The 22,338-nt window shown below is 53.1% G+C and carries 36 protein-coding genes; 1 reads left to right on the top strand and 35 read right to left on the bottom strand.

Annotated features, from left to right (window positions below):
• Positions 1 to 8 precede the first annotated feature (8 nt).
• The 7 genes from A3709_RS11195 to A3709_RS11160 form a co-directional block, all read right to left on the bottom strand.
• Positions 9 to 404, bottom strand: coding sequence for a hypothetical protein (locus A3709_RS11195; protein WP_066054396.1), 396 nt, complete (start codon positions 402 to 404; stop codon positions 9 to 11).
• Between the two features lie 200 nt (positions 405 to 604).
• Entirely contained in the window at positions 605 to 1,198 is a 594-nt protein-coding gene (locus tag A3709_RS11190) for a hypothetical protein (RefSeq protein WP_066054394.1), read from the bottom strand.
• Positions 1,199 to 1,789: 591 nt separating this feature from the next.
• Positions 1,790 to 2,842, bottom strand: a complete 1,053-nt coding sequence (gene parM / locus A3709_RS11180; protein ID WP_066054391.1) for a ParM/StbA family protein — start codon at positions 2,840 to 2,842, stop codon at positions 1,790 to 1,792.
• Entirely contained in the window at positions 2,835 to 3,149 is a 315-nt protein-coding gene (icmT, locus tag A3709_RS11175) for an IcmT/TraK family protein (RefSeq protein ID WP_066054389.1), read from the bottom strand. The genes parM and icmT overlap by 8 nt, the downstream gene beginning before the upstream one ends.
• Before the next feature lie 2 nt (positions 3,150 to 3,151).
• Positions 3,152 to 4,327 (bottom strand): type IV pilus twitching motility protein PilT, encoded by a 1,176-nt coding sequence (locus tag A3709_RS11170; protein WP_066054388.1) that lies wholly within the window; start codon positions 4,325 to 4,327, stop codon positions 3,152 to 3,154.
• Entirely contained in the window at positions 4,324 to 5,187 is an 864-nt protein-coding gene (locus tag A3709_RS11165) for a type IV secretory system conjugative DNA transfer family protein (protein WP_066054385.1), read from the bottom strand. The genes A3709_RS11170 and A3709_RS11165 overlap by 4 nt, the downstream gene beginning before the upstream one ends.
• 21 nt (positions 5,188 to 5,208) lie before the next feature.
• Entirely contained in the window at positions 5,209 to 5,754 is a 546-nt protein-coding gene (locus tag A3709_RS11160) for a DotD/TraH family lipoprotein (RefSeq protein WP_156507695.1), read from the bottom strand.
• A gap of 199 nt (positions 5,755 to 5,953) precedes the next feature.
• On the opposite strand from A3709_RS11160, the gene A3709_RS11155 reads away from it, so the two are divergent.
• Positions 5,954 to 6,868, top strand: coding sequence for a site-specific integrase (locus A3709_RS11155; RefSeq protein ID WP_197484156.1), 915 nt, complete (start codon positions 5,954 to 5,956; stop codon positions 6,866 to 6,868).
• Between the two features lie 53 nt (positions 6,869 to 6,921).
• On the opposite strand, the gene A3709_RS11150 is transcribed toward A3709_RS11155, so the two are convergent.
• The 28 genes from A3709_RS11150 to A3709_RS11010 form a co-directional block, all read right to left on the bottom strand.
• Entirely contained in the window at positions 6,922 to 7,191 is a 270-nt protein-coding gene (locus tag A3709_RS11150; RefSeq protein ID WP_066054378.1) for a hypothetical protein, read from the bottom strand.
• A complete protein-coding gene (locus tag A3709_RS11145) occupies positions 7,181 to 7,477 on the bottom strand; it encodes a hypothetical protein (protein ID WP_066054376.1) in 297 nt (98 codons plus the stop codon). The genes A3709_RS11150 and A3709_RS11145 overlap by 11 nt, the downstream gene beginning before the upstream one ends.
• A gap of 489 nt (positions 7,478 to 7,966) precedes the next feature.
• A complete protein-coding gene (locus A3709_RS11135) occupies positions 7,967 to 8,395 on the bottom strand; it encodes a hypothetical protein (protein ID WP_156507694.1) in 429 nt (142 codons plus the stop codon).
• Positions 8,396 to 8,667: 272 nt separating this feature from the next.
• Positions 8,668 to 10,146, bottom strand: coding sequence for a phosphoadenosine phosphosulfate reductase family protein (locus A3709_RS11130; protein ID WP_066054368.1), 1,479 nt, complete (start codon positions 10,144 to 10,146; stop codon positions 8,668 to 8,670).
• A gap of 334 nt (positions 10,147 to 10,480) precedes the next feature.
• Positions 10,481 to 10,852, bottom strand: a complete 372-nt coding sequence (locus tag A3709_RS11125; RefSeq protein WP_066054364.1) for a hypothetical protein — start codon at positions 10,850 to 10,852, stop codon at positions 10,481 to 10,483.
• Between the two features lie 171 nt (positions 10,853 to 11,023).
• Positions 11,024 to 11,236, bottom strand: a complete 213-nt coding sequence (locus A3709_RS11120; RefSeq protein ID WP_066054362.1) for a hypothetical protein — start codon at positions 11,234 to 11,236, stop codon at positions 11,024 to 11,026.
• 102 nt (positions 11,237 to 11,338) lie between these two features.
• Positions 11,339 to 11,710, bottom strand: coding sequence for a hypothetical protein (locus A3709_RS11115; RefSeq protein ID WP_066054360.1), 372 nt, complete (start codon positions 11,708 to 11,710; stop codon positions 11,339 to 11,341).
• A 190-nt stretch (positions 11,711 to 11,900) separates the two neighbouring features.
• Complete coding sequence (locus A3709_RS11110; RefSeq protein WP_066054358.1) at positions 11,901 to 12,245, bottom strand: hypothetical protein; 345 nt, start codon at positions 12,243 to 12,245, stop codon at positions 11,901 to 11,903.
• A 17-nt stretch (positions 12,246 to 12,262) separates the two neighbouring features.
• The gene (locus A3709_RS11105; RefSeq protein ID WP_066054356.1) at positions 12,263 to 12,760 is read right to left on the bottom strand and encodes a hypothetical protein; all 498 of its coding nucleotides are present in this window, start codon (positions 12,758 to 12,760) and stop codon (positions 12,263 to 12,265) included.
• A gap of 154 nt (positions 12,761 to 12,914) precedes the next feature.
• Positions 12,915 to 13,112 carry a hypothetical protein gene (locus A3709_RS23230; RefSeq protein WP_156507693.1) on the bottom strand — a complete coding sequence of 66 codons (198 nt, stop codon included), beginning with the start codon at positions 13,110 to 13,112 and terminating at the stop codon, positions 12,915 to 12,917.
• A gap of 521 nt (positions 13,113 to 13,633) precedes the next feature.
• The gene (locus tag A3709_RS11095; RefSeq protein ID WP_066054354.1) at positions 13,634 to 13,816 is read right to left on the bottom strand and encodes a hypothetical protein; all 183 of its coding nucleotides are present in this window, start codon (positions 13,814 to 13,816) and stop codon (positions 13,634 to 13,636) included.
• A gap of 201 nt (positions 13,817 to 14,017) precedes the next feature.
• Positions 14,018 to 14,503, bottom strand: coding sequence for an antirestriction protein (locus tag A3709_RS11090; RefSeq protein WP_066054352.1), 486 nt, complete (start codon positions 14,501 to 14,503; stop codon positions 14,018 to 14,020).
• 73 nt (positions 14,504 to 14,576) lie between these two features.
• Positions 14,577 to 14,756 carry a hypothetical protein gene (locus A3709_RS11085; protein WP_156507692.1) on the bottom strand — a complete coding sequence of 60 codons (180 nt, stop codon included), beginning with the start codon at positions 14,754 to 14,756 and terminating at the stop codon, positions 14,577 to 14,579.
• 49 nt (positions 14,757 to 14,805) lie between these two features.
• Complete coding sequence (locus tag A3709_RS11080) at positions 14,806 to 15,099, bottom strand: hypothetical protein (RefSeq protein WP_066054348.1); 294 nt, start codon at positions 15,097 to 15,099, stop codon at positions 14,806 to 14,808.
• Between the two features lie 97 nt (positions 15,100 to 15,196).
• Positions 15,197 to 15,481, bottom strand: a complete 285-nt coding sequence (locus A3709_RS11075; RefSeq protein WP_066054346.1) for a hypothetical protein — start codon at positions 15,479 to 15,481, stop codon at positions 15,197 to 15,199.
• Between the two features lie 185 nt (positions 15,482 to 15,666).
• On the bottom strand, positions 15,667 to 16,095 hold the full coding sequence (locus A3709_RS11070; protein ID WP_066054345.1) for a hypothetical protein: 429 nt from the start codon (positions 16,093 to 16,095) through the stop codon (positions 15,667 to 15,669).
• 13 nt (positions 16,096 to 16,108) lie between these two features.
• A complete protein-coding gene (locus A3709_RS11065; RefSeq protein ID WP_066054344.1) occupies positions 16,109 to 16,438 on the bottom strand; it encodes a hypothetical protein in 330 nt (109 codons plus the stop codon).
• Positions 16,439 to 16,444: 6 nt separating this feature from the next.
• On the bottom strand, positions 16,445 to 16,588 hold the full coding sequence (locus A3709_RS23225) for a hypothetical protein (RefSeq protein ID WP_156507691.1): 144 nt from the start codon (positions 16,586 to 16,588) through the stop codon (positions 16,445 to 16,447).
• Between the two features lie 149 nt (positions 16,589 to 16,737).
• On the bottom strand, positions 16,738 to 17,469 hold the full coding sequence (locus A3709_RS11060) for a hypothetical protein (protein WP_066054343.1): 732 nt from the start codon (positions 17,467 to 17,469) through the stop codon (positions 16,738 to 16,740).
• Between the two features lie 45 nt (positions 17,470 to 17,514).
• A complete protein-coding gene (locus A3709_RS11055; RefSeq protein ID WP_066054342.1) occupies positions 17,515 to 18,789 on the bottom strand; it encodes a ribonucleotide-diphosphate reductase subunit beta in 1,275 nt (424 codons plus the stop codon).
• Between the two features lie 276 nt (positions 18,790 to 19,065).
• Entirely contained in the window at positions 19,066 to 19,257 is a 192-nt protein-coding gene (locus A3709_RS11045; protein ID WP_066054339.1) for a hypothetical protein, read from the bottom strand.
• A 409-nt stretch (positions 19,258 to 19,666) separates the two neighbouring features.
• Positions 19,667 to 19,969 (bottom strand): hypothetical protein, encoded by a 303-nt coding sequence (locus tag A3709_RS11040; RefSeq protein ID WP_066054338.1) that lies wholly within the window; start codon positions 19,967 to 19,969, stop codon positions 19,667 to 19,669.
• A 48-nt stretch (positions 19,970 to 20,017) separates the two neighbouring features.
• Positions 20,018 to 20,320, bottom strand: a complete 303-nt coding sequence (locus A3709_RS11035) for a hypothetical protein (RefSeq protein WP_066054336.1) — start codon at positions 20,318 to 20,320, stop codon at positions 20,018 to 20,020.
• On the bottom strand, positions 20,317 to 20,496 hold the full coding sequence (locus A3709_RS11030; RefSeq protein WP_066054334.1) for a hypothetical protein: 180 nt from the start codon (positions 20,494 to 20,496) through the stop codon (positions 20,317 to 20,319). Before A3709_RS11030 ends, A3709_RS11035 begins: the two co-directional genes overlap by 4 nt.
• Entirely contained in the window at positions 20,489 to 20,692 is a 204-nt protein-coding gene (locus tag A3709_RS11025) for a hypothetical protein (RefSeq protein ID WP_066054333.1), read from the bottom strand. The genes A3709_RS11030 and A3709_RS11025 overlap by 8 nt, the downstream gene beginning before the upstream one ends.
• On the bottom strand, positions 20,689 to 20,874 hold the full coding sequence (locus tag A3709_RS11020; RefSeq protein ID WP_066054331.1) for a hypothetical protein: 186 nt from the start codon (positions 20,872 to 20,874) through the stop codon (positions 20,689 to 20,691). Before A3709_RS11020 ends, A3709_RS11025 begins: the two co-directional genes overlap by 4 nt.
• Positions 20,875 to 21,353: 479 nt before the next feature.
• A complete protein-coding gene (locus A3709_RS11015) occupies positions 21,354 to 21,560 on the bottom strand; it encodes a hypothetical protein (protein ID WP_156507690.1) in 207 nt (68 codons plus the stop codon).
• A gap of 110 nt (positions 21,561 to 21,670) precedes the next feature.
• Complete coding sequence (locus tag A3709_RS11010) at positions 21,671 to 22,120, bottom strand: hypothetical protein (RefSeq protein ID WP_066054327.1); 450 nt, start codon at positions 22,118 to 22,120, stop codon at positions 21,671 to 21,673.
• Positions 22,121 to 22,338: the final 218 nt, after the last annotated feature.

Raw genomic sequence — 22,338 nt, 5'->3', positions numbered from 1 at the left:
AAAAAGAATCAAAAATACATCGCGATTCCGTGAATCGTTGCGGTGTAGTACAGCGTATTTTGAATCACCAACAGGACGTGCTCCGGAAGGAACAGAGACAACGCCACTCCTACTGGCCCTCCGAATGCATAGTGCGTAACGAGCGAACCAAGCCACAAACTCAAGCCAAGTCCCGCTATTCCGTATTTTAGCTCCCCGCGGAACAGAAAAGACCAAGAGGCCAGGTAGATAGATATGTGAAGGGCCAATCCAATTAGCCCAGCTGTACCATGGAAGACGGTGGTGATGTTAAACCATCCATAAGTAGCTAGAAAGCTATCCCAAGGTAGGCCATCAACGGCGTTCAGGGGGAACACCATAGTGTCCAAAGGATTGGACGTAAGAATATAGTCGACTGTACTCATTGCAAATTCCTCTCTGCGTGAATACAGACTACCACCAAAAAACGGCGCCGCTGCTTTAAGGGAAAATTACTTTTCGCGTCCCGGCGCGAAGCGCCCCTGCAGCTTTGACCTGTTAAGTGGCCGGTTCATTTGTAGAACTCTGCCGATAGCAACCTTGAAGTATAGTCGTGCGGTGAAGCCAATTGACAGGGCCGGCAAGCTCATTCCTGAATCTCGATGGTTATGGCTCCGCCGTCTTTTAGCAGGACGCCACCGGTACTGATCTCCCCCTCAGGATCCTCTGTTAGTATGAAGACGTCACCGGAATCTGGCGAACTCAGCCTTACTGGATCGGCGCCTCGCTGAGCTGCAAAATTGTTATTAGATCTCGCCTGAATCACTTTCTTGTCCCAATCAACAACAAATCTTATAGCGCTGAGATGGCCCAGCGAAGTAAGCGCGTCTACCCAAGTGCCAGAAGACACCTCCCAGGAAACCAGCATAATCTCTGGCGCGTCGTCAGAAACGTAGCACACCCAGGCCTCGGGCATAATCATGTTCATAGCATTCGCGAATGGTATCTGACTGCCGCGGCTGGGCGACACGATCAATCCCTCGGGTCGATCGCCAATCTCATACACAACCCCCACTTCGTTGTCGGTGAGAACTCGAAAGCCCTCAGGAGCGACGCCGCTAATACGCTTCTCAGCCTCCAGCCGCGCGGCCCTCTCTTCATCAAGACCCTCGTAATCTACACTAAACCCTGCGTGCGCTGCGCTACATACGAAAAACACGGGAATCAAAATCTTTTTCATAAAGCACTACCTCTTTATTAGTCAGTTGAAGGCATAATTCCAGCAATAGCCGTTAATTTCTGCCCGGTTTTTCGCTTAGAAGTGCGTAGTACGCTAGGACCTAGCTGACTGTCAGAACTATCGTCCCGGCGACAGTCAAGATCGACCACTGAGGTTGTGGTTCCGCCAGTCCCCGGCATAGTCAACCATGCGATGTCAGACATATTGCCCGGCAACCGATCATACCAATAGCCATAGACAAGGTACTTCCGCAGCAAAAACCGCTTCTGATTTTGTGATCTTCCGTCAGCCACATTGTTCCAGTATGCGTACTCGGGAAGTGAAACGGCTGTAGGCCTGATTATCCGAAATACAAAAGACTCAGTGGCATATGCCGCTTCAACGCATACTGTTTCGTGGTGATAACCGGGAAGCGTCCTCCCCTGTGAGTCTAAGAGTCGCGCTAACACGTACCCCTGACCAGCAAGTCTACGCGCATATTCATTCGCAGACTTCCTCATATCCTGGCGATTCAAGATGGCTATAAGGTCAGCCTCAAGCGCTCCAGACTGATACAGAGGTATCGTTACCCTTGATTCCTGCGTGTCCATTTCACCTGAGAAAAGTCATCTGCTTTAAGAATCCGCGGGCGTTAGCGAACTCTGGGTTATCGACAAGTGATCCGTTCTTGTATTGCTTCTTTAAAACCGGGGCTAATATCGAGCTGCCCCCGCCGACAAATAAGACACAGTCGAGATCACTGCCGTCGCCCACCTTCTGCCCTATGAAATTAAGCACGCGCTGAGCTGTCAATGTCCGAGCCTCAACAACCATCTCTCGCATGTCTTGCATGGTGCCTCCGATGCTGCAGCATCCTGTTCGAAGCGCCTGGTCTAGCTGAATATCGCGGATATTCTCCACGCCTAATTCGGCCGTCACGATGTTCTTCAAAGCGTTTCGGATCTCCAGTGCACCCATATTTTCAGCAGAGCCAGATCGATTTGCATCGATGCTATTGTCGGCGCCTATAACACTCACGTCAGTGGTGTAGCCGCCGACATCGCACACAGCTACACCAAGCTGGATTTCTTGCGTAGCCTCGCCATCCTCATTGACCATCCAGTCAATGACAGCTCCGACCGACTCCGGATAAATCTCATGCCGCTTTATTTCCGCCGCCCCAGGTCCCTTACGCGCGTGAACAGAGACTGGCCGCTTTAGGGAGCGCTTAATTTTGTCGAGCAGCTTTTTATTCAGAGCTCCACCAACGTAAAAGTGCGAAATCGGAACGCCAGTTGCCAATCTAACTGCTTGACCACCGAATCCAGCGGTCATTAAGGAGTGATTCACAAGAACAGTGTTTACGTTGGAGTACGCATATCCCTTCCCCGCGCTCATGTCGGCTTGCGAAATATCGACGTTCACAGTCCAGTCTTCACCGTCTACCGTGTATGCATTGACGTGCTCACCCGACTCCCCTATCCGCGTTATCCCCAGTTGCGCGCGGGACGGCAGCAGCAAGGACTGGATCTTCTGGTCACCCCGACCATCTTCGACCCAGAAGCAAATCTTCTGATTTGCATGGCCATTGTCAATTGCAACCGGCGTCATGCCGTCACCAAGGATGATTCGTTGTTCATTATTGTTAGTTGCGGCTTCAGCCATACGCCAATCTCCGTCGTCTTAATTTAATATCGGTAGTACCGCGACGTTTTCCAGCGATAAACCCTCTTAGTTTTTTTGCAGCAACCGGCAGCGTGTACCCGAGATACTCAAGCCCAGCAAGCACAGCAAAAATCGAAAGTGATGTGTAAAAGGTTGTTTCGGATGGGAAAAAGCCAAGTAACAAAAAAGCACTGAACGCTGACGCGTCAACCTGAATAGATCCTTCTGGCGCGAGGCCGAGCTTCGGTTTTGCGCCAGAGTTGTGCCACCTCAAATACGAATAATCCTGCAGCTCCACATCACTCATCTTTAGATTTCCCCAGCGTCAATACGTTTCACAAATTCAATGTCACCGCTGTTGGTCGCAACACGCCTCAGCTGATCCACATTGAGTACCCCTTGCTTATGAAGCTCTTTAGCGTCATCGAGGAATGATCTACCGTGGGAGCGCACTAGCTCGCGCACGGCGGCACCGATATCGTCGCCAGAGCCCACAACGTTACGATTCAACGTCCGCCGGATGTCGTCCGTGAACTCAATATACTCTCTGACAGCGACCCTGCCCCCACCTACCGCGGGCAGGAGTATCTGGTTCATAAGCACACGGGTTTCATTTATGAGTAGATTGCGGACTGCAGTCCTGTCGCTGGAGGGGCATAGGTCTACCATGCGCGGTATAATCGCCGCACAGTCATTTGCGTGCAATGTAGATAGCATAAGATGACCGGAAGCTGACGCCTGCCCTGCAGCCATAATTGTTTCAGCGCTACGGAGCTCCCCCAGGTATATGATGTCGGGCGCTCGCCGCATAGCGTTTTTGATCGCCTCAACAAACCCTTCGATCTGAGTCGGGACCTCTGACTGCGCAATGAGAGAGGTCCTGGCATCAAGCGCAGAGAAGTCATATTCCACTGGGTCCTCGTAAGTAACAATATGTTTGCTAGTTTCTTCTACCGCCTTCCGTATAAGGGATGAGCATGTGGTTGTTTTGCCAGAACCAGTCGGCCCAGCTATTAGGAACAGGCCACTGTCATAGTCTATTCCGCGCACGACCGTGGGGGGCAAGCCAAGCTCATCTGTAGTTGGGGGATCGGCAGGTATAACCCGGCAAACAAGATGTATCTCACTACCAGAAGCGTTTGCCCCTTTCACGGCTGTACCGCACAGCCTGAACCTATTGGATGTTTTATTCTCGCCTTCTACGTTATAAGCTGCCTCCAAAGGGTGGCCAGAATTAATATTCGCTTCCACGCTTTTGTTACGAATTTCCTGAAGGATAGGTCTAAGCACGTTAAGGTTCAGGGTCGTAGCTGTGACCCGCAGAATAGCGCCATCCTTTTTAACGGCCACCTTTTCAGACGTCTTGAATATGACATCGTTTGCACCGATAGACTTCGCCCATAAAAGCAACCGGTCGAATTGCTCTTTCTTGAACTTATTGGGGTCCCATTCAGGCCAGTGAATATCTGGCTGTTCGTTGCTCACCGTGATTCGGCTCCAGTCGTGACAGGATTCCACGATTCACCCGGCCTAAAAAAGGCGTCTTCACTGATTGTGGTAATAACGTCATCAACATGCATCTTTTGCCCATCTTCCATACGCAATATGTCATACCGATTGCTTTGGACAACCGGCATCGAGACTATGCCCTGGGCCACCAGCATACGGAACAAGTACATCCCTTCTATCACAGACGTTAGGCGACGTATTTCATACTTTGCTATATCGTCAGCTTGCTCGAGACCGGCGGCCCACCCTTCCGATACGGCGTCCTCCCAAACCTCAGCCTCTTGATCGTTTTGTGGGAGCAGGACTCGCGACGGCATCACGGGCTCATCCACATAAGGAGTAATATAATCTCGCCAGTTAGGTGCAGTCGGAACGAGTCTCGCTGGTTTTTTCAGGTGGTATGAGACACCTACTGTTCGAGACGCCCTTTCAGACTGCTGTTCATAAATTTGTTCAGTCACTGCTACCACCGGCATCAGCATCTTGCCGTCGATCAAGAATTTGGAGAAATCGAACCAGACGTCCATACTTGTAGCGTCTCGTTCGAATATTTCCAGAATCTGTCCATATCGCCAATACAGTCCCTCCTGAGCACCGTAGCTATAAGCCGCTTGGCGAACCACGTTATTGCGACTGAGCTGCGCCTTCAGGTCGTCTGGATCACTCTCATCATCTGTGTTCCGCGCCGCCTGACTCCCGATATCTTTCAGCTCACCCAGCCGGGCCGGCTCATTTGTAACAGTAGGCAGGCTCGAGAATGATTCTTGGCCGGCAACTGAAGTAGGCACAACGGCAAGCCAAAAGATTGCTGATCGCAGCAAACGGAAGTGTCCCATTAGTGGCTCCTATTGCGAGGCTTATAATGCCGGATATTCAATCTGCAGCACGCGCTGTCGCGACATGACATGCAGTTGCGCTCTGGAGCCTGCCTGGGTGCCTGCATCCTGCAATATATCGATGATCCGGCGGTAATCAGTGTTCACATGAACGATGACCCCCGCTGATGGTCGAATACCAATTGAGGGAGCCATATCCCAGCCTCCGTCAGCAACCGCCGCAAGCTTCTTTACGAGAGCATCAAGAGGGCCGTGCCAATCCGCACCAAGGCTTACGTGTTTTTCGAGCCCTGGCACGAGAGACGAATCTACAAGAGTAGCTTCTTTACCGGTTTCGTCTCTATATCGAGCCTGTTCAACAGCTGCTAGCCGATTAGCTGAGTCCTGAATCGCTGTTACCGATTCCTGGAGGTGCAAATAGACAGGGTCCTGGTAGATTGCTGCTACATCCGTTTGGTCTCTCTTTACGGGACTCGTGCAACCGGCCACCATTGTGAGGCATGCAAGTGTAATCAGTGATGTACTAATTGGTTTAAGCATACAAAACGCCCTTTCGGAAAAATCCAAGTGTCCCGACCAATATATCGAATCGCTAATCGCAGTCCTATCAAATTTATATGGTTTCTCCGCTTTTTAGATGTTTTCTAGGCTCTTTCGGCACTATCCTGATCCAATGAAGCGAGATATCTCACCTACTAGGACGCCGGAAACGGAAGCGCAGTATCGCAAGCGAGCCCTGGGCCTTATCGCGCGGTATGAAAAAGCAGTGCCGGACGGTTCTGTTCCTTTAGATAAATGGCTGTCTGAACTAGCGGAAGACCTTGATAGAGACACGCTCAATCAATATAAAGCGAGCCTTGTATTTTATCTCGGCGAGAATGATCTCGGTGGCGCAGCTGACGCAGTTGCACAGATAGATCCACAGGACTGCCAAAAGAAAACATATCGATCTGGGAACAAACGAACTTCAGCCCTTAAATTGAAGTGTGTTCCAGAAGAGTTCGAACGCGAACTGACGGATAAGTATCTTGCCGGGAGCTACAAGGGCCACTGGGGGGTCCGCTGTCTTGTCTTTTTTAAGGCCACCATCCTGACTGGCTTAAGACCCAGCGAGTGGAAAACAGCCAAGCTTGTAACCTGGTCTGAGGCATTTGGAGCTGACGGTCCAGTGCTCGTCGTACGAAATGGTAAAAACAGCAATGGCAGATCACACGGCGAAAAACGACACCTCTTACTCTCCAGCCTGGATGAACAAGAGCTCCAATACGTTAAGTTACAACTACTGTTTTTATCTAAGACAGATGATGGTCTAGTCGATGCGAGGGGCCACGAGCTAGGCTTCGATCAGTATTATAAGCAGATACAAAAACGACTTTACGAGTTCAATAAGAAGTATCGTAGGTCAAAGACTAAAACCGTGACGATTTACTCTTGCCGCCATCAATTTATCGCAAATCTAAAGAGGGCTGGGTATTCTAGGCCAGAGATAGCGGCACTATGTGGTCATGCAAATGATAGGACCGCCTCGGAAACCTACGGCCGGAGGCGGTTCGGTAATACAAAAAAGGGGTTGCCAAAACCGAGCCAGCTTGAGGTTGAAAAAATAAAGCTTGTGATTGATAGCCGGCGCCGACTCTCTCAGACGCTAGTCGCAGATCGAAGCGAGCGAGCGCCAAGCTGATTCGTCGCCATACCCAGGTCAGCTAACCGTCCACGACTGGGATGATATGCACCTTACAGCGAGAGCATTTCAGTAAAAGCTGCCTTTTCGGAGTCATCCCAAGGCATGCAGTCCATCACATCCAACAGTTTCCTCTCCTCATCCGACATGAGACCCAAACCTACCAGTCCGTCGCGGATATCGCGGGTAACTTGATCGACGCCAACCCAAAAATCCCCACCAGTCCTTCCTAGAGAAACTGCGCGCTGGGTGGCTTCAAAGCCGAACATCATGGCGGCTTCGTTTCCCCGCGCTACCGTCTGAATTTGTTCGTTAAATCGCATTGCCAAACCCTCTTGTTTTTTCTATTAGCCTTTCACGCTGCTCATCAGTGAAAGGCATCATCCTAAGAACATCGAATATGTGCTTTTCGTTTTCATTCAACATCAGAGACGATTTCACAACGTCTGTCGCCCTTTGGGCCTCTGCGGACGGCGCCATGAAAATCTCTGATTTCTGATGCGCCGCCTCCAAGAACCCAACCGCCTCCGCGGTCACTTCGCTACCGAAAGCCCCGAACACGTCTTTCAGAAGCTGCTCTGCCATCTCCCATGTGCCCTGCTGTTCCATCTATCCCCCCATCAACCCGGCCGGTTTAGTCGCCGTGCGAACCTGCAAATACACTTTACTAGAGTAAAATACCGCAAATCGGAAAAAATGGGTAGAAGCTACGAGTACCGGTAAAAGAACCGCGCTCCAGCTCTCACGGCTGACAGCGCATTTCGACTGGGCGACCGTAAAGCGGAGATATCGCGTCATGGCAACCGCAAACCGGAAGTACAGACCGGCGCCGCCGAACCGCTCGCAAACCTGGCCCAAAAACCCGTCACCGAGGGCGCACCTGCACGCAACCAGGGCAATCCGCAGACCTGAATTCTGTTGCGAAACCGCTCGTCGCCACGCCCAAGAAAATGGGATGTAAGCGCCGGCAGGCCTTGGGATGTAAGCGATCCAAAAATTGGGATGTAACGAGGACAATAGGCGAAAAAAACAAGGAACAACATTGCCCATTTATTCCTGCTAGTGAATCTGTAAAACGAGCTCTCACCGTACCCCCCTCTAAAACAAAATGCTGCTCGCAACGAACCTCGCGGTAGTCGCTAACAGCACGAATACAGCCGCCCCAACGATTCCCTTAAGCAAGGCCTCAACACCTACCAGGAGCTTCTCCCTTGCATCGCGGCAAGACAGGATCAGCAACCCCGATGAAGCCAACCAAACGCATAAGCCCACAACTTCGCCATCAACGAAAAACCCTCCATATTGGACACTTGATGCCGGGTAAGCCACGTGAGCTGCTTCAGCTCCAAACCAGTATCCCCTCTCAAACGCCAAAAGGACCGGGATATCAAAGCCCCGTTCAAACCCCCAAATCCTGGCAACTACCCAAGCGGCTACAAAAGGAATCGCCAATGCACTGAGGAAAAAGCCGAGATTGCCATCTCGCTTATCTAGATCCCCCACTAAAGCTTTAACTGAAAAAGCCATCATTCTTCTCCCGCTTCTGCGTTTCCACGATATGATACATGCCTTCCTTTCGCGTTTCTGCTTCCTGTCGCCAAATCCCAAAAAGACGCAACATACGAACTGGTTGAGCAGCGTTAGCTGCCAACCAAAGCAATGAAACTGTCTGCCGTGGCCCCCTATTAGTAGAAATGCTAAGCATCATTATCATTGCAAGCTCCAGTTGAAGAGGCTTGACTGGCAAGCGACAGCTTCCAGTCAGCGTTCAGCAATTGCCCCACCAGCGAAAGCTACCCTCATCGAGAGCAGCTCAAGCAAGGCTCCGGCGCTTCCTTTATATCGATATCCTCGTACAGGTCACTTTCTGTAGGGCGCTCGAACATCCCACACCACACAACCTCTCCGCCAGCATCGACGGTCTTCCCATCAATTGCCTGAAGCAAATCGCGATCCCAGCGTGGAAGCTTCTCACTGGTGTTGCGCAAGCGGTCGATCTCGCTGCCAAGCAGAATGTTTTCCAGTACAGCGGTTGTCTTGCGGATCAGCAGCAGCGGAGTGCCGTCTGACTGCCATGTGTAACTGCCCTCCATATCGACATCCAGATCAGATGCGTCGTCCACAATCACCTCGAAGATGCCTACATGCAGGTCATTACGAAGATCATCTTCTGTGTAGCAACCCTGAACCTCACGTGTGTCAACACGGTGCTTCCAGAAGTGCTTCAAAGACGTCTTCAGGCCACCCAGGCTTGAGCTATAAGTGATCAGTGTCTGGAAGGCTTGCTCCCACTTGGAGCCGCCCCAAAAGCGGGAGAACTCAACAGCAACGAACATCCGTACGCTTTCGTCACCGCCAAACAGGTCACCGGTCTGGCGATCAGCCTTACGCTTTGCGTCACGGACGCGCTCCCATGGTAGGACATCCTGCTCGTACACGCCGCCGGGCATCGGGAAGCTCAGGTGATTACGACCAACACCCAACTGGGCAGCCACGGAAGTGGGCAGGGCCATCAGCTTAGATTCAGTAGAATCGGCGAGCTTCTCCAGATCGGAAGCGCGCTTGACTGTCTCCGGGTCGCGAGCCCATTGGTCGATGATCTCACTGCGGCGGCTGAAAATGCATACTGAGCAACCGCTGCGGCTCTTGTTCTGGTAGAAATCAGGGATACCGATAGTGGCGTTAAGTATCTTGAATACTTCGCGCTTGCCTACACCCAGGTCCTTCAGAGGCATGTGCGTCTGAGCTTCATTGCCGAAGTCAGCAGCGCTTCTGTGACCTTCGTCAGCACGAATACCTACGTAGGTAGCGATCTTTGCGTCCTTGCCGTACTTCCCGGTGACCGCACCCATGAATGCCTTGAAAGGAGCGATCTTCGCCATGCGCGTGCAGTACCGGACTCGACCGCTCGGCAGGAATGAACCGAAATCGTCGATGATTTCAAAGAGGTTCTGCTTTGCACTGGCGCGGATAACATTTTGACCAGTGGCCTTCTCGATGCGCTCGATCGCTTCGTACGTGCCAATGGTCTCAACGCCGGTGTCAGAGAAGACATACAAGAAGTGCTGGTCAGGGAACAACGCCTTCATAACCAGGGCAACTACACTGCTGTCTACGCCGCCTGATACTGGAACAATGTGTACGTCAGCTTCGGGAAGCTCGTACTGACGACACCCGATGACAGAGTAGACCGCGTGCTGAACAACACTGAGATCAATGACCTCACTTGAGTTGATCAAGTCTGACTTGCCCGGATTGTACTGTGCGACTGCGTTCATAGGTGTTCTCCCTTGCGATGGGTACAAAGTAACTCTACCGGGCTAAAGTGCCGACTGCAGGGAAACCCACCCAGCGCGGTCCGCCAGACACATCTGCCCAATAAATATCAGTCCGAAGGACTGAAAATGTTGGCCCCTTGCGTACTGGGTGGGGCCAGCCCTTCGCTTAGCGATATCCGGGATCACCTCCTTGGGTTTGACGTCTTACTGAATTCAACATATCAGTCTGACCCTTAATTACTCATTACACAGAAATCCGATATGTATTCCCATTGACTGGACCTGGACACACCAACCGCGATAGCGGTTGAGTGATGGCCGAAGCCACCTCCATTTAGGACTCCTTGTCTCTAATGAACGCTTCACGCGTCTGGATAATAATGTCTTGGTACACTGCGGCAGCGTCCATAGCCTGCTCATGCTTCAATTCGTATGTACGGGTATTGAAGTCTTCACCCACGGTTTTGAGGTATCCACCGTAGACGCAGGAATCATGCACCCCTACACGCAGTATCAGTGTGACCTTCGGTGTAACAGTAACCATTACAGGGATATGGCTCATCGCAGCATAAGTTTGGCGGTGAGGATTCAGTGCCTCCAGTATCGGAGCGGTACCGCCATCTGCCATCTGACGCTTAGCAATGGTGAATGCTCGCGCAATGAATTCGGGGCTTTGCGCTGGGCTGATGTTCTGTGCATGGGTCATGTTTGTATCCCTATCGGCTGTGCCTGTCGATGGGTTTAAAGTACCCCTCCCCTGCTAATCTGCCTGTCCGATGGAACGTAGCAACTGCCACCCCCATGTACACTAATTATCGGGCTTGCCGCGTTAGCGGTAAGCCTGGCGCTAGTGGGGTTATATCTCCTGTTTGAGTCTCTATGTGGCTACAACAACTGCCGGCCTCTCGAAGCCAACAATTTCGTCGGGGGCAACTGGATAAATATCAATTCCCCCGAACTCAACGGTGGGCCACTGCTCGTCGCCCCAGTATCCAGTCACGACCCCCTTGCCAAATTCGCCCCCCTCTTGGTTCAGCGCTGCGGACTTCCTGAAGGTGATGCTGTCGCCAATCTCTATATGAATACCCATAGGCTCTATCTCCCGTCTAGAAAGACAAACGTATCCTGCTAAGACCATTCGTCGTCACTCAGGGAAATGCTTGCTGCCCCAAGAGCTTCCCTTAGAAATCCCCTATGCGCGGAGCAAAGGCGACAGTTTGATACGCATTTCGCCATTACCGTGGCGGGTTACGTTCCGAGCCTGCCACTCTGCGAAATCCCTTTCCTCACGCTCGCGATCAGACAGCAGCGCGTCATCGATCTCGACAGCGATACGATCTGCCATTGCAGTCAGGCGTTCTACAGAGAGCTCCTCGAGGTTGTACCCGCGAGGACGAAACCCGTAGTGGGATTCGTGCAGGCACACGAAGTGCTCTACAGCCATGTAGTGCTGGTACTGCTCTACGGTGGTGATGCCGTAATCCGCCCAATGGGCGGGATCAGTAGTGACGGTACTGCCGAACTGTGCATTCTCTGCTTCGATGTGCGCTATCAGTGCCCGCATGACTAAATCCCTGTGGTGTTCGTCGCTATGTATCTAGACTATCGATTGCACCTAATCTGTTGTTGGCGCCGGAAACGATTCAGCCAGGCCCCAACATCGAATTGCGATCCAGCGTTAGCTGGACGCCCGGGCAGGCATAAAAAAGGCCCCTTTCGGGGCCAGGCACAGGGTTGTTCGTTAGTTCAGGTGGCTAGTCGTGACCATAATAGCGCGTCGGCCATACTGGACGCTCAATGGACTCCCGAACCACACGGCCTATCCGGCGGCGGGTATCCAGATAGCGGATATCGTCAGCCAGCTTAAAGAATGCTCGTTGGTCGGGGATATGGTCCGTCTCAAAATGAAGGATCATCCCACCGGTGATAGCCTCAGAGTCGGCAAGATTCCAGGTCTTATCCTCATGGGTAAAGTGACCACGGACCCCCATCATAAATTCTGTTTCGTCCTTCTTGAGCCAGTCCCACAGGGCGCCATGGGTCTTCTGGGTGATCGTTACGGTCGTTTTGACCTGGCCGACGTGTGCAATTTCGCTCATTACGGTGTCTCCTTGTCTTAGCAGCGGCTTGAGCGCTGAACGTTGCTCGGGATGACTGTCACTCGATTAGGAGTTAGTGGGTGCGGCTGATGACCCGGTAAAACCGTATCAGTAACGGTGAACGGGTGGGTATTCGCAACCAAAGGCGCAGCAATCTTGCCCGTCACGACATCATCGTGGTGCTGGGTAACCTCACGGACATCCTGGCCGACCAAACTTTTAGGGTCGGTACCAGGCAATATGAAAACGTCACCAACCTTGACGGACCGATAGTTAAACTCCGCCTCCTTACCTGCCTCTTTGGCTTGAAGGAAGTCGCGGTCGTGCTTTCTGAAGTAGCTCGCCGCGGCCTCATCGGCTTGGGTAGCTGTGTTGTAAAGGCCGATGATCTCCCCCGTGCCGGCGTAATACATTACAGGCAAGCGTCTCCACTGGTGCACCTGGATCGGCATCATGTAAGTGTTTTCGTCGTTCACATAAGCCACTACGTCAGCTTCGCTTACCGGTGAGTGCATGATTCTTTCCGTGTGTTGTTGGTGGGTATGTGTCTAAGGTACAGAGCGCTGCAAATCTGTTGTTGGCGCAGGAAACTGGCTCACCACCCCATTCACACCCCGCGTAACGGTGGGTGATCAGGCGCCGGCGCTAGCCGTGTGCCTGGCGATGCAATTACACCGCTCTGAGGTTATCGCAGGCGTAGAGTCTTACCTCGCCACTGGGTCGCTTACACTCCACAGCAGGCTTGATGACACCGGCATGGCTATATGTATGGCCAGTCGATACCACTGTCAGGCCACCGTTGGGATATTGCAGCCCGATCAGGGTAGCGACTTCATCGCCTACAGCGAAGTTGTGTTGCTCTGACATGTGGTGGTATCCAGTGAGAGGGTTAAGCCCCCTTGCGGGGGCTGCGGGCGGGATGCCCTATTTCACTCTTGGGTAGTCTCCCTTTTGTGGTTATTAGGTTGCCCCCTTGCGGGGGCATGGGCTTGTCGGGTAAGTAGCCTCTCGGCACTTTGCTATCACACTGCCCGGTGCGATTTGGTATCAGGCGGCGCTCTTGGCTGCCTGGGTCTGATTCTTTTCCGGTGGCTTAAATGCAGCCGCCATTTCCTTGACCAACTGAGGGTGTCCGTACATGTGAGTATCCTTCGTCTCGTTGCTGTTGAACTAAAAGTACAGGACTTGCTTATCCATGCTGCCCTTGCAGAAACCGGCTGGGTTTTGGGCTATTCAGGATGTTCGCTACCGTGGTTGCCGATACCCTCACAGATCGCGCTATTTGGACCTCGTTCTGAGCAGTATTGAGGTGCCTAGACCAGACTTCATCAACCAGCTCTTCCCGTGTATCGAACCGCCCTGTTGTCGCTTTCCGACCCATTTAGAGATCAGTCATTCTCACTGCGGCGAGCGCGATCAATGTGCTCTGCACGGTTGCCTTCGCAGCCACACCAGCAATCATTGTCCGGTGTCCAGCGCTGGCGGCGGTGGCCTTCAGCTACGTTGGTCACGCGACCTCCACGGGCCAAGAATTCCTCTACTGATTCAACCTGTTGTGCTGCCTGTGCCATGAGTCGCCGCCTCTTGCTCTGTGTCTCTATGCAACCAAGGTACACGGCAGAGACTTCGCTGCGCATTGGAGGGAATACTTTATCCACATCACCCCCATCAAAGTCGGGCTACCATGGCGCCGGCGTTAGCCGGTGGCCAGGCACAAAAAAGGGCCGACAAAAGGCCCTGTGATCCCACAGGGACGTGGAGTTGTTAGGTGATTAGTCGTCGGCTTGAGCGATCAGGTTTCGCTCGGGGTGACCGTCACCGGAGTAGACGGCGTCCCGCAGTAGGTGGTACTGGGCAGAAAGCCACTCCATAAGCGCTGTATGACCCTTTTCCTCTGCCCAGAAGGCCATGTTGGAGTAGACAAAAAGACAGACAATGATTCCAAAGGCATCGGCCGATACGGTGATGCCCTCTGGCACATAAATCACATCACCATCGCCCGTCAGTTCAAAGGACCGATCAGACGCAGGCACGAAACAGATCGCGCCGTTGCTGTAGGTTTTGTGAGTCCACGAACCACCGCTGTAGGCATGCTCAGTGTATTTACGGTTGGAATAGCGCTCTGCATTGGCGAAGACCGTATTTTCAAAAACCATGGCCAGCCGCGGTGCAAACTTTTCCCAGACAATTCCCATGCCGGGCTGCTCGTTAATCACAGTGTGGGTCGGTTCGATGTATTCGGGCTCTGGCTGTGACATGTCGAAATCTCGTTATCAGTTGTTGATGGGTTTAAAGTATATCGGCTTTGACTTTATGCTTCCCGTAAGGGAATCAGAGGTCAGCCTGCAAGTACGCTGCGACCTGCCCAGTCTCAATATCCTCAATGGCGGTCAACTCAAACGGCCGGCCATCGCCCCTTCGCTCGTACTGGGTCGCCGGAGCCAACTTGTCCCGGGTCAGCCCGATCATGATGTCAATCATGGTCGGGTAGTCCGGGTGGTTCGCGATCATCAAAGAGGCCTTTGACTCGGGGAACTCGAGGAGCTGGCAAGGAACGGAATTAGTCATTGAGTTCAATAACATCTTCATAGTAGGTTTCGCCGTCATGGGGCTCTTTGGTAGCGATGAAGCCAATCAGGTTGACGAAGTGGCGGGACGGGCCGTAGCAAAATACGGAGTTACCATCATCGTCCTCGTTGTCGGTCACCGACCAGATGTGGTTCTCACCCAGACCGGTGGCTTCCATCGCTGCTTCAGCAGACTCGAAATAGTCACCATCGTTGATGGAGGTTTCGCCCGGGTTTGCACCCATGCGTATCTCGTCGAAGGGGAATTCGCCGATTACCTGTGACATGCTGGTTAGCTCCTTTGGAATTGCGATTCGTTGTGAATCGTTATGAGTTAAGATTACATCAAGCCGTGAGTGACACCCGGAGATGGGAAACGGTGCCCTAAAAGCGAACCCCATCTACCGTAGGGGTCGTTCTGGTACGGTACCCTTCGGCCTGATAGCGGAACATAAACTCGCCATGGTCCAGCACCATCTCGTAGTCGCTATCCAGCTCGAACCCGAAGTCGTCCATTTCGTAGAACGTGGTGTCGGCTTCGATGCCTTCTGCGCGTACACGGATGGTCAGTGTTTCGTCATTCGGGGCGAAGTATTCCACACCGTCAATTTCGTTGACTTTGATGTACTTTTCACCATTGCTCAGTACTACCCAAGCATTGTTGCTCATAGCGCGTCTCCCTGTGACGTTGTTTTCTGCTATGGGTCTAAAGTACCCCTCTCGAGCAAGTCTGCATTTTCTTCGGAACGCAGGCACCCGCCCCACCAAATCGGGGGTTCCTGGCGCACCGGTGTTAACCGGTCGCCCGCGGCAAAAAAAAGCCCCCTCTCGGGGGCCAGGCACAGGGTTGTTCGTTAGGCGGCTTCATCCTCCTCGTCGTTGTCATCGATGAAGTGCATATAGGCAATGTCGACACGGCGCTGCCACTCAAAGCCACGCGATTCAGCGAAGGCCTTCACGGCCTGGGTCGCGTTGCTGATGATGGGATCAACGGCTTCACTGGACTCAGTACCGGTATCCACCCCCAGCGATTGGAAGTAAGCGTCCGTACACTGGCCTTCTTCGTCACAGTAGTGGCCCAGATCGCACAGGAAGTCGGTAACCAGATCCTGCAGGTCTTCGTCGTTCTCGCCGTAGATCATCCGGGTATCGCCGCCATGGGCGGTTTCAGCATCAAATGCTTTCACGATGGCTGCGCCAGCAGCTACATCGGTGTCCTCGGCCGCGCCTATGGCGTTCTCAGCCCAGATCGCGCGGTCTTCATTGTTGGTATCGCCGTACATGGTTGTCTCAGTATTAGGCCGCTACCGGGGCCAGTGCATACTGGACCCGGCGCATGTGTGTGAGTCCACTGCGCTGATAGGCATCAAAACGCTGTGATTCGTACTGGTTGATCAGGTCAATGGCGCCTCTCAGTGCATCTTCGACCTTCTCGGTGTCAAAACAGATCGCGTGCGATAACGCCAGCGAGGCGCGCACTAACTGATCACCAAAGCTATCGGGATCTTTCGAGCAGGTTTTGGCGCAGGCTCGCTTCAGCGAGTCGCGGAGGCTGGAAATCCCGGCCCAGTCATCAACTGCGACCGGGCGGGTCACCTGGGTGTCAGTTACTTGGTTCTCGAGCATCGTCCCCTACTCCGCCAGTGTGTTGATTTTGTCTTCCGCCGCCTTGGCGTCCGCTTCGGTATATCCGAGTGCCTGGGCTGCTTGATAGACCCAGCACTGGTTCTCGAAGCAATAATTGATGATTGAATCGATTTTAGTTTTCATCGTCATAGCTGCGCGCCCCTCTGGCTGATGTAAAAACAATACAGCCTGGGGCGAGTATCGCTCTTTGCGGGGAAACGCTGAGACACGGATGCACCCCCCATTTATACCGAAAAAGGGCATGAGCCCTTTGGTCCGGGCGGCTGTTGTTATTCCAGTTATCGCCCGGCAAAGTTCTCAAGTCTAAATTGGGTATCGAAAATAGCGTTAACGGCATCCAAAAACGACTGAGACTCTGGCGCTGTGACATCTACCCAATCGCCAGGCGTCCAATCTTTATCGACCGCGGCTGCCTGCAATGCCCCGGCCTGTAGTCGAACAAGCGTTGCGTACTCACTGAGGTAGGCGATCCCATTGTGTTTAGGGCCGTCAAGGAATGAGGCAGCGTCATCGGTGAAGTTACACCGCCTGCATATCATCGGGCTATCGTTATCCCAGCCATGAGAGCCATTCTGCGGCTCCTCTCCGCCCGTTTCTATGTCACCGCTACCACTCTGGCGTACCTGCGCCCAAACCTCGGCGACAACCTCAAGATGATTCGGAGACCCACAGTTTGGACATCTGTAAGTAAAAGCACCCTCCTGGATCTCAGTGGCACCCGTGGAAGGCATCGGGATACCCAGCGTGACTGCCTGCCCGTCGGTGTTGTGCAGCGTCCAGGACAGGCAGTCATTTTCGTCCTCGATAGCAGCCAAGAGTGCGTCCTCGTTGAACACGCTGATCACCTCGCGGGTTTCCTCATCCGACAGGGTGAGAAGGCGCTCTGCGGCGTCATAATCGCCCCTCGCCCACCCGCTAATGCGGTCATTGCCAACGGCCATCAGTCGTATTCCGGTGATCCCATCGCAGGCTGCGGTGAGCCGAATCAGTGAATTGGTGTACTGGTGCATGGTGTCGATATCCTTGTGTAAGAATTTGTAAGTTTCGGTCGGCGCTCAGTCCCAGCTCAGGGATCCGCCGGTTTGGTATTCGGTAACGCGCGATTCAAAGAAGTTCTTCTCTTTGCGCAGGTCCATGATTTCGCTCATCCACGGGAACGGGTTAGTAGCACCGACAAACTGCTCTGGCAGTCCCAGCTGCGTTAAACGCCGATTTGCGATGAAATGCAAGTATTCTTCCATTGTCTGGGCGTTCATCCCGAGCACTCCCCGAGGCATGGTGTCGCGGGCATACTCGATCTCGATCTGGGTGCCTTCCAGGATCATCTGGATCACTTCTTGCTGGAACTCTTCGCTCCACAGACCGGGGTTTTCCAGTTTGATTTGATTGATCACATCAATACCGAAATTTAGGTGCATCGACTCGTCACGCAGGATGTACTGGAACTGCTCGGCAACGCCGGTCATCAGGTTGCGACGACCCATAGATAAGATTTGCGTAAATCCACAGTAGAAGAAGATGCCTTCCGTAACAGCGTAGAAACCGATTAAATTCCTCAAGAGCTCCTGATCCGTTTCTGGGGTTCCGGTCGTGAATGACGGGTCTGACAAGCTTTGTGTTTTGGCAAGACTCCAGGATGCCTTCTTAGCAACAGAGGGAATCTCGCGGTACATGTTGAATACTTCGCCCTCGTCCATGCCCAGCGACTCGATGCAATACTGGTAGGCGTGGGTGTGGATGGCTTCCTCGAACGCCTGGCGCAGCAGGTACTGGCGGCACTCAGGATTGGTGATCAGTCGGTATACGGCCAACACAAGATTATTAGCCACGAGTGAATCCGCCGTTGAGAAGTATCCGAGGTTGCGCATCACAATTCGGCGCTCATCATCGGTCAATCCGTTCGGGTCCTTCCACGTTGCCACATCAGCCGTCATATTGACTTCCTGCGGCATCCAGTGGTTTGCGCAGCCGTCAATGTATTTCTGCCACGCCCAGTCGTATTTGAAAGGCACTAGCTGGTTGAGGTCTGCCCGGCAGTTAATCATGGCCTTTTCGTCCACAGAGACGCGAGCGGCACCCATCTCAAGATCTTCCAGCCCTGGCTGCACATCAATGTCCTTCACCGCGGCCTTAGCTGCCTCAACAGCGCTCATCGCTTCCGGGACAGGTACGGTTCCGATATCCATCGGCTTCACAAGATTCTGGATCTCTGGTGGCGCTGTCTCATCCGAAGGTGCTACCGGCTCTGGAGTATTCGCCGCCACAGGTGCTGATGCAGTTTCCTCGGCCACTGAATTATCGTCGTCGTTGTAGTCTTCCCAGCTAAGCATTAGTCAATCCGCCTATGTATTCCCGTTGAGCACTTAAAGTACCGAACTAACCGGGTTGTATATGGTGATAGGGAAATCAAATTAGCTTCCCAATACAGTGTTATTCCTCGAACAGCGGGGGATACCACGTTGCACACGTGTTTAAGACATCCGCCAGGTAAAAGCACTCGGCCCTGGCATCCTCAGCGGTCTTTTTGAGGTATGTTTGCCCGGCCTGCGGGCCGCTAAGCACCTTGACCGTAAATAGAGACTTATGGCGCTTCGTCCGACTCCTGCTCATGGCGCAGTCACCTCCGCGGCAGGTACCTCGGTGATACGCGAACAGCTTGCTGCAAAGGAATCCCGCTCTACACTGTCGCCGTTCTCGTGAGCTATCTTCGCCGCGGCAGCGGCGTCAGACCGACGCGGCACGTCCACCTCGACTTCGTAGACAACGGTTTCACGGAGTTCCACCAAATACTTGGGCATGACCAATTCCTTATTGAGGGACTATTTAAACCGCGGGCTGCACTCACTCGTCGCCCGCTCGGTGTTTGATGTATCCGCGCTTAAGTGCGGACTTCCTGCAAACATAGGTCGCGGGACGATTGAACGTTTCCATGGTTCGCGCGACGGGGTTTTTAACCCGCCGAGATTTCTTGTTATGAGATTTTTTTGCCATGTCAGCGTCCCCCGTTTGAAGGGACACTATATGCAAAGTGACACGGGGCGCTTGTGATCAGGAAAGGAATCTGGCCCCAATACGAACGAACAGTCGCGGTAGCGACGACCGCCCCAGACTTAGGGGTGTCCAGGGCCGGTTTAGGTACGCTGGCGAATAGTCAGCCTCGAGCAAGATTGCATATCAATTTCGAGTAGTTCGACGTCTGCGTTTTTGTCAGATATCGCTGTTTGCGTCCTGCTCTAGTGCTTTCAAATCTGCTCGATAGCATTTTATTTTGTGGCGAACTTCCTCGGCCGCATCGTCGTGGCCCATATCCAATAAATCCTGCTCAATTCCCTCTGCGCAGGCGAGCATCGCAGTAATCTCAATTTCGTCTATCTCTGTCTTCAAGCGGGTCCATTCGTCCGAGGAAATAACAGCGCGTTCTACGGGGACACTGTTCCCGCTTGTAAACTTCAACCGGATGCTGGCTAAAACGCGGTAAGCGCGTCCAGCCGTAACGTTTATACTTTCCATGCTCACTATCTCCGTTTTGAAGGCAATCCTGTTAATGGTGCCGGGCGCTTATTGCTTTGCAAAAAACGCCCGGGCGCGAGACAGCGCCGTAGATTCGAGTGTGTCAATCGCAGCGTGGTAGGTAGCGTCGTTATACGGCAAGCCGGCAAAGTAATGTGTAAACGTTGATTTATAGGTTTCCGCCATACTCTCGCGAGTGGTGAGGTGCGGGACTATGGCCCGTGCATGCTCCCAGTCTCGGATTGGAAACACACCCTCCCAGTTCTCGATATCGGGCTGGCTGTCGGTGACTCGCTCCAGGCCGATCAAGTAGTTTTGGTTGAAAAACGCCAAAAATTCTTCTCCTGTCATTGCAGCCTCCTTTGCTGCTCCGCGTGACAGTAATGGATGGTGTCCTGATACTGGCCGCACTTCGGGTTATCCGGGTTCGCGGCAATGGCCTCTCGACAATCATTGATAGTGAACGCGAGAGCGTTGTCACACAGCTTTGAAACACGGTCTATTTCCGTGGTATGCCAGTTACTCATTCGCTGCACTCCTTTGGTCGTACTCGAGGAGCACGGCCCCCTCGGGGTTGATGAGGCGAAGACGGACCCGATGCCCGGAGCGCTTAATAACTCTACGGCACCGCCCGAACTCCTCGCGTGCGTGGTCTTCCCAGGAGCCGATAACCTTCTCGCGCTCAGAGCGCGAATTGTCATCGATAATTATCTTGAAGCTCATGAGTTGAGCCACTCATCGTAGGACTTAAGCGGCTTCCCGGTGGTGGAATCCAGCCCGGTGATGGGGCACCGGGCGCAGCTCAGATAAATGTCATATTCGGCACTGTTTTCGCCGCGAGCCTGCGTCTGCCAATCGTGGCGGACCGTCTGAAGAGCATTGCCTTCGTGGTGTAGCGTGGACATAAATCTCTCCTTCCCTGAATTAGCGAACAGCGCGAGTGATTGCCGCGGCACCGGCGCGGCGGGACTTTTTGTTTACCTGGCGCTTGCCATACGGACGTAGGTGCTTGTTACGGTTTGGGGTTTTTACGCCGCCGCTTCGATCACTGCTCCTGGCCATGATTTTCTCCGTGAACCTCGTCTGATGTGCCCAATGTACCGGGCCTGATCATCTATGCTGACCGCGAGGAAAGGAGTCCGGACGCAGTCACCCCCAATACCGATGATCGACTACGAGCGATAGCGAGGCGTCGTTTATGCTGAACGCCCACGCCCACCATAGGATGTTGCCGGAGTTCAGATAGTGGACTGTGTTATGGCTAACCTGGAGTTCTTCGCGGTGCGATTAATCGTGCGCCAAAGGCGATGCCGGCGCCTCTACCCAAGCACAATCACCAATCACGCAGGTGATGCAATTAACCACAGATGCAGCGGGGTGCCTTTCAATGGCTAACTGGGCCGCTTATGCGGCGCAGATCAAACCTGTCGCCACAGATAAGCGACTTCATGTAGTTTTGCTCACTTAGGCTGAGCGTATATCTGTTGGCCTCGATATCCCCTTCCCAGTCCTCAATAGCCCGCTCAAGCGGCACCCCTTCTATTTTGGCGGAGCTCTCACAATCACGCGCCACGCGTTCAATTAAGCTCATGTACATCATCATCTCCGTTATTTTATAAGGGCAAGCAGAGTAGCTCGCGCCGCATATCTGTTCAGACGAAACATCCGCACTCTGTCACGGCATCAATCGCCCGACGGAAGCTAGCTTTCGAGCTCTTCTCTAAGGGCTGCCCGGGCCTCGATGCCCTGGTGACATTTCCATGCTGAATCGTTATCCAACGCTGCCTGCGCCTCCTCATCAGTCATGAATACCATCTGCCTGCTCAGGTCGTGGCCATTCCAATCGAGGTATGTGGCCCACTGGTCGATAGGATCGGACCCATATTCATCCTCTGGGAAGCCTCTGTAGAATGTCGCGGTCGCCCCTCTTTTATCGATCTGGTCAGCGAGCCCGAGCAGGGATTCATTGTCTGAGCGCATTTCGTCTGTCGACGTGTAGCCAAACGTGTCCAACAAATCAGCGCCGGTGGCCGCGTCATAAACAACGCAACCGTTGGCGGCCAAGTCGATAGCCTCCATGATTGCTTCTTTAGTTGAACGTGACCAGGCCTTAGGCGGCATCTGGTGAGGAATTTCAACGATATAAATCAATGCAACTCTCCTTGTGACTACTTATGCGCGGATGATAGCGACGTTAAGTCTGCGGTTTGGTTTCTCGATGATCTGCCCAGCTTTAAATTCCATACAAGAATCCTGTACGTTCATTGTGTCGACGCTCCAGCAACAATACACCGGTATACCCAAGAGCCTTCCTTCGCGGGAAACGACAGATTTCACCCCCAATACCGAAGTTCGACCAGGGTCGATAG

The organism is Halioglobus sp. HI00S01 (assembly GCF_001635445.1).
GTDB classification, from domain to species: Bacteria; Pseudomonadota; Gammaproteobacteria; order Pseudomonadales; family Halieaceae; genus Halioglobus; species Halioglobus japonicus.
This window is presented reverse-complemented; position numbering and strand designations above follow the sequence as displayed.

Bases quoted from the DNA above. Each gene is read 5' to 3' on its own strand.
- A3709_RS11195 (WP_066054396.1), bottom strand. From the start codon at position 404: ATGAGTACAGTCGACTATATTCTTACGTCCAATCCTTTGGACACTATG.
- A3709_RS11190 (WP_066054394.1), bottom strand. From the start codon at position 1,198: ATGAAAAAGATTTTGATTCCCGTGTTTTTCGTATGTAGCGCAGCGCAC.
- parM (WP_066054391.1), bottom strand. From the start codon at position 2,842: ATGGCTGAAGCCGCAACTAACAATAATGAACAACGAATCATCCTTGGT.
- icmT (WP_066054389.1), bottom strand. From the start codon at position 3,149: ATGAGTGATGTGGAGCTGCAGGATTATTCGTATTTGAGGTGGCACAAC.
- A3709_RS11165 (WP_066054385.1), bottom strand. From the start codon at position 5,187: ATGGGACACTTCCGTTTGCTGCGATCAGCAATCTTTTGGCTTGCCGTT.
- A3709_RS11150 (WP_066054378.1), bottom strand. From the start codon at position 7,191: ATGCGATTTAACGAACAAATTCAGACGGTAGCGCGGGGAAACGAAGCC.
- A3709_RS11145 (WP_066054376.1), bottom strand. From the start codon at position 7,477: ATGGAACAGCAGGGCACATGGGAGATGGCAGAGCAGCTTCTGAAAGAC.
- A3709_RS11135 (WP_156507694.1), bottom strand. From the start codon at position 8,395: ATGGCTTTTTCAGTTAAAGCTTTAGTGGGGGATCTAGATAAGCGAGAT.
- A3709_RS11130 (WP_066054368.1), bottom strand. From the start codon at position 10,146: ATGAACGCAGTCGCACAGTACAATCCGGGCAAGTCAGACTTGATCAAC.
- A3709_RS11125 (WP_066054364.1), bottom strand. From the start codon at position 10,852: ATGACCCATGCACAGAACATCAGCCCAGCGCAAAGCCCCGAATTCATT.
- A3709_RS11120 (WP_066054362.1), bottom strand. From the start codon at position 11,236: ATGGGTATTCATATAGAGATTGGCGACAGCATCACCTTCAGGAAGTCC.
- A3709_RS11115 (WP_066054360.1), bottom strand. From the start codon at position 11,710: ATGCGGGCACTGATAGCGCACATCGAAGCAGAGAATGCACAGTTCGGC.
- A3709_RS11110 (WP_066054358.1), bottom strand. From the start codon at position 12,245: ATGAGCGAAATTGCACACGTCGGCCAGGTCAAAACGACCGTAACGATC.
- A3709_RS11105 (WP_066054356.1), bottom strand. From the start codon at position 12,760: ATGCACTCACCGGTAAGCGAAGCTGACGTAGTGGCTTATGTGAACGAC.
- A3709_RS23230 (WP_156507693.1), bottom strand. From the start codon at position 13,112: ATGTCAGAGCAACACAACTTCGCTGTAGGCGATGAAGTCGCTACCCTG.
- A3709_RS11095 (WP_066054354.1), bottom strand. From the start codon at position 13,816: ATGGCACAGGCAGCACAACAGGTTGAATCAGTAGAGGAATTCTTGGCC.
- A3709_RS11090 (WP_066054352.1), bottom strand. From the start codon at position 14,503: ATGTCACAGCCAGAGCCCGAATACATCGAACCGACCCACACTGTGATT.
- A3709_RS11085 (WP_156507692.1), bottom strand. From the start codon at position 14,756: ATGATCGCGAACCACCCGGACTACCCGACCATGATTGACATCATGATC.
- A3709_RS11080 (WP_066054348.1), bottom strand. From the start codon at position 15,099: ATGTCACAGGTAATCGGCGAATTCCCCTTCGACGAGATACGCATGGGT.
- A3709_RS11075 (WP_066054346.1), bottom strand. From the start codon at position 15,481: ATGAGCAACAATGCTTGGGTAGTACTGAGCAATGGTGAAAAGTACATC.
- A3709_RS11070 (WP_066054345.1), bottom strand. From the start codon at position 16,095: ATGTACGGCGATACCAACAATGAAGACCGCGCGATCTGGGCTGAGAAC.
- A3709_RS11065 (WP_066054344.1), bottom strand. From the start codon at position 16,438: ATGCTCGAGAACCAAGTAACTGACACCCAGGTGACCCGCCCGGTCGCA.
- A3709_RS23225 (WP_156507691.1), bottom strand. From the start codon at position 16,588: ATGACGATGAAAACTAAAATCGATTCAATCATCAATTATTGCTTCGAG.
- A3709_RS11060 (WP_066054343.1), bottom strand. From the start codon at position 17,469: ATGCACCAGTACACCAATTCACTGATTCGGCTCACCGCAGCCTGCGAT.
- A3709_RS11055 (WP_066054342.1), bottom strand. From the start codon at position 18,789: ATGCTTAGCTGGGAAGACTACAACGACGACGATAATTCAGTGGCCGAG.
- A3709_RS11045 (WP_066054339.1), bottom strand. From the start codon at position 19,257: ATGCCCAAGTATTTGGTGGAACTCCGTGAAACCGTTGTCTACGAAGTC.
- A3709_RS11040 (WP_066054338.1), bottom strand. From the start codon at position 19,969: ATGGAAAGTATAAACGTTACGGCTGGACGCGCTTACCGCGTTTTAGCC.
- A3709_RS11035 (WP_066054336.1), bottom strand. From the start codon at position 20,320: ATGACAGGAGAAGAATTTTTGGCGTTTTTCAACCAAAACTACTTGATC.
- A3709_RS11030 (WP_066054334.1), bottom strand. From the start codon at position 20,496: ATGAGTAACTGGCATACCACGGAAATAGACCGTGTTTCAAAGCTGTGT.
- A3709_RS11025 (WP_066054333.1), bottom strand. From the start codon at position 20,692: ATGAGCTTCAAGATAATTATCGATGACAATTCGCGCTCTGAGCGCGAG.
- A3709_RS11020 (WP_066054331.1), bottom strand. From the start codon at position 20,874: ATGTCCACGCTACACCACGAAGGCAATGCTCTTCAGACGGTCCGCCAC.
- A3709_RS11015 (WP_156507690.1), bottom strand. From the start codon at position 21,560: ATGAGCTTAATTGAACGCGTGGCGCGTGATTGTGAGAGCTCCGCCAAA.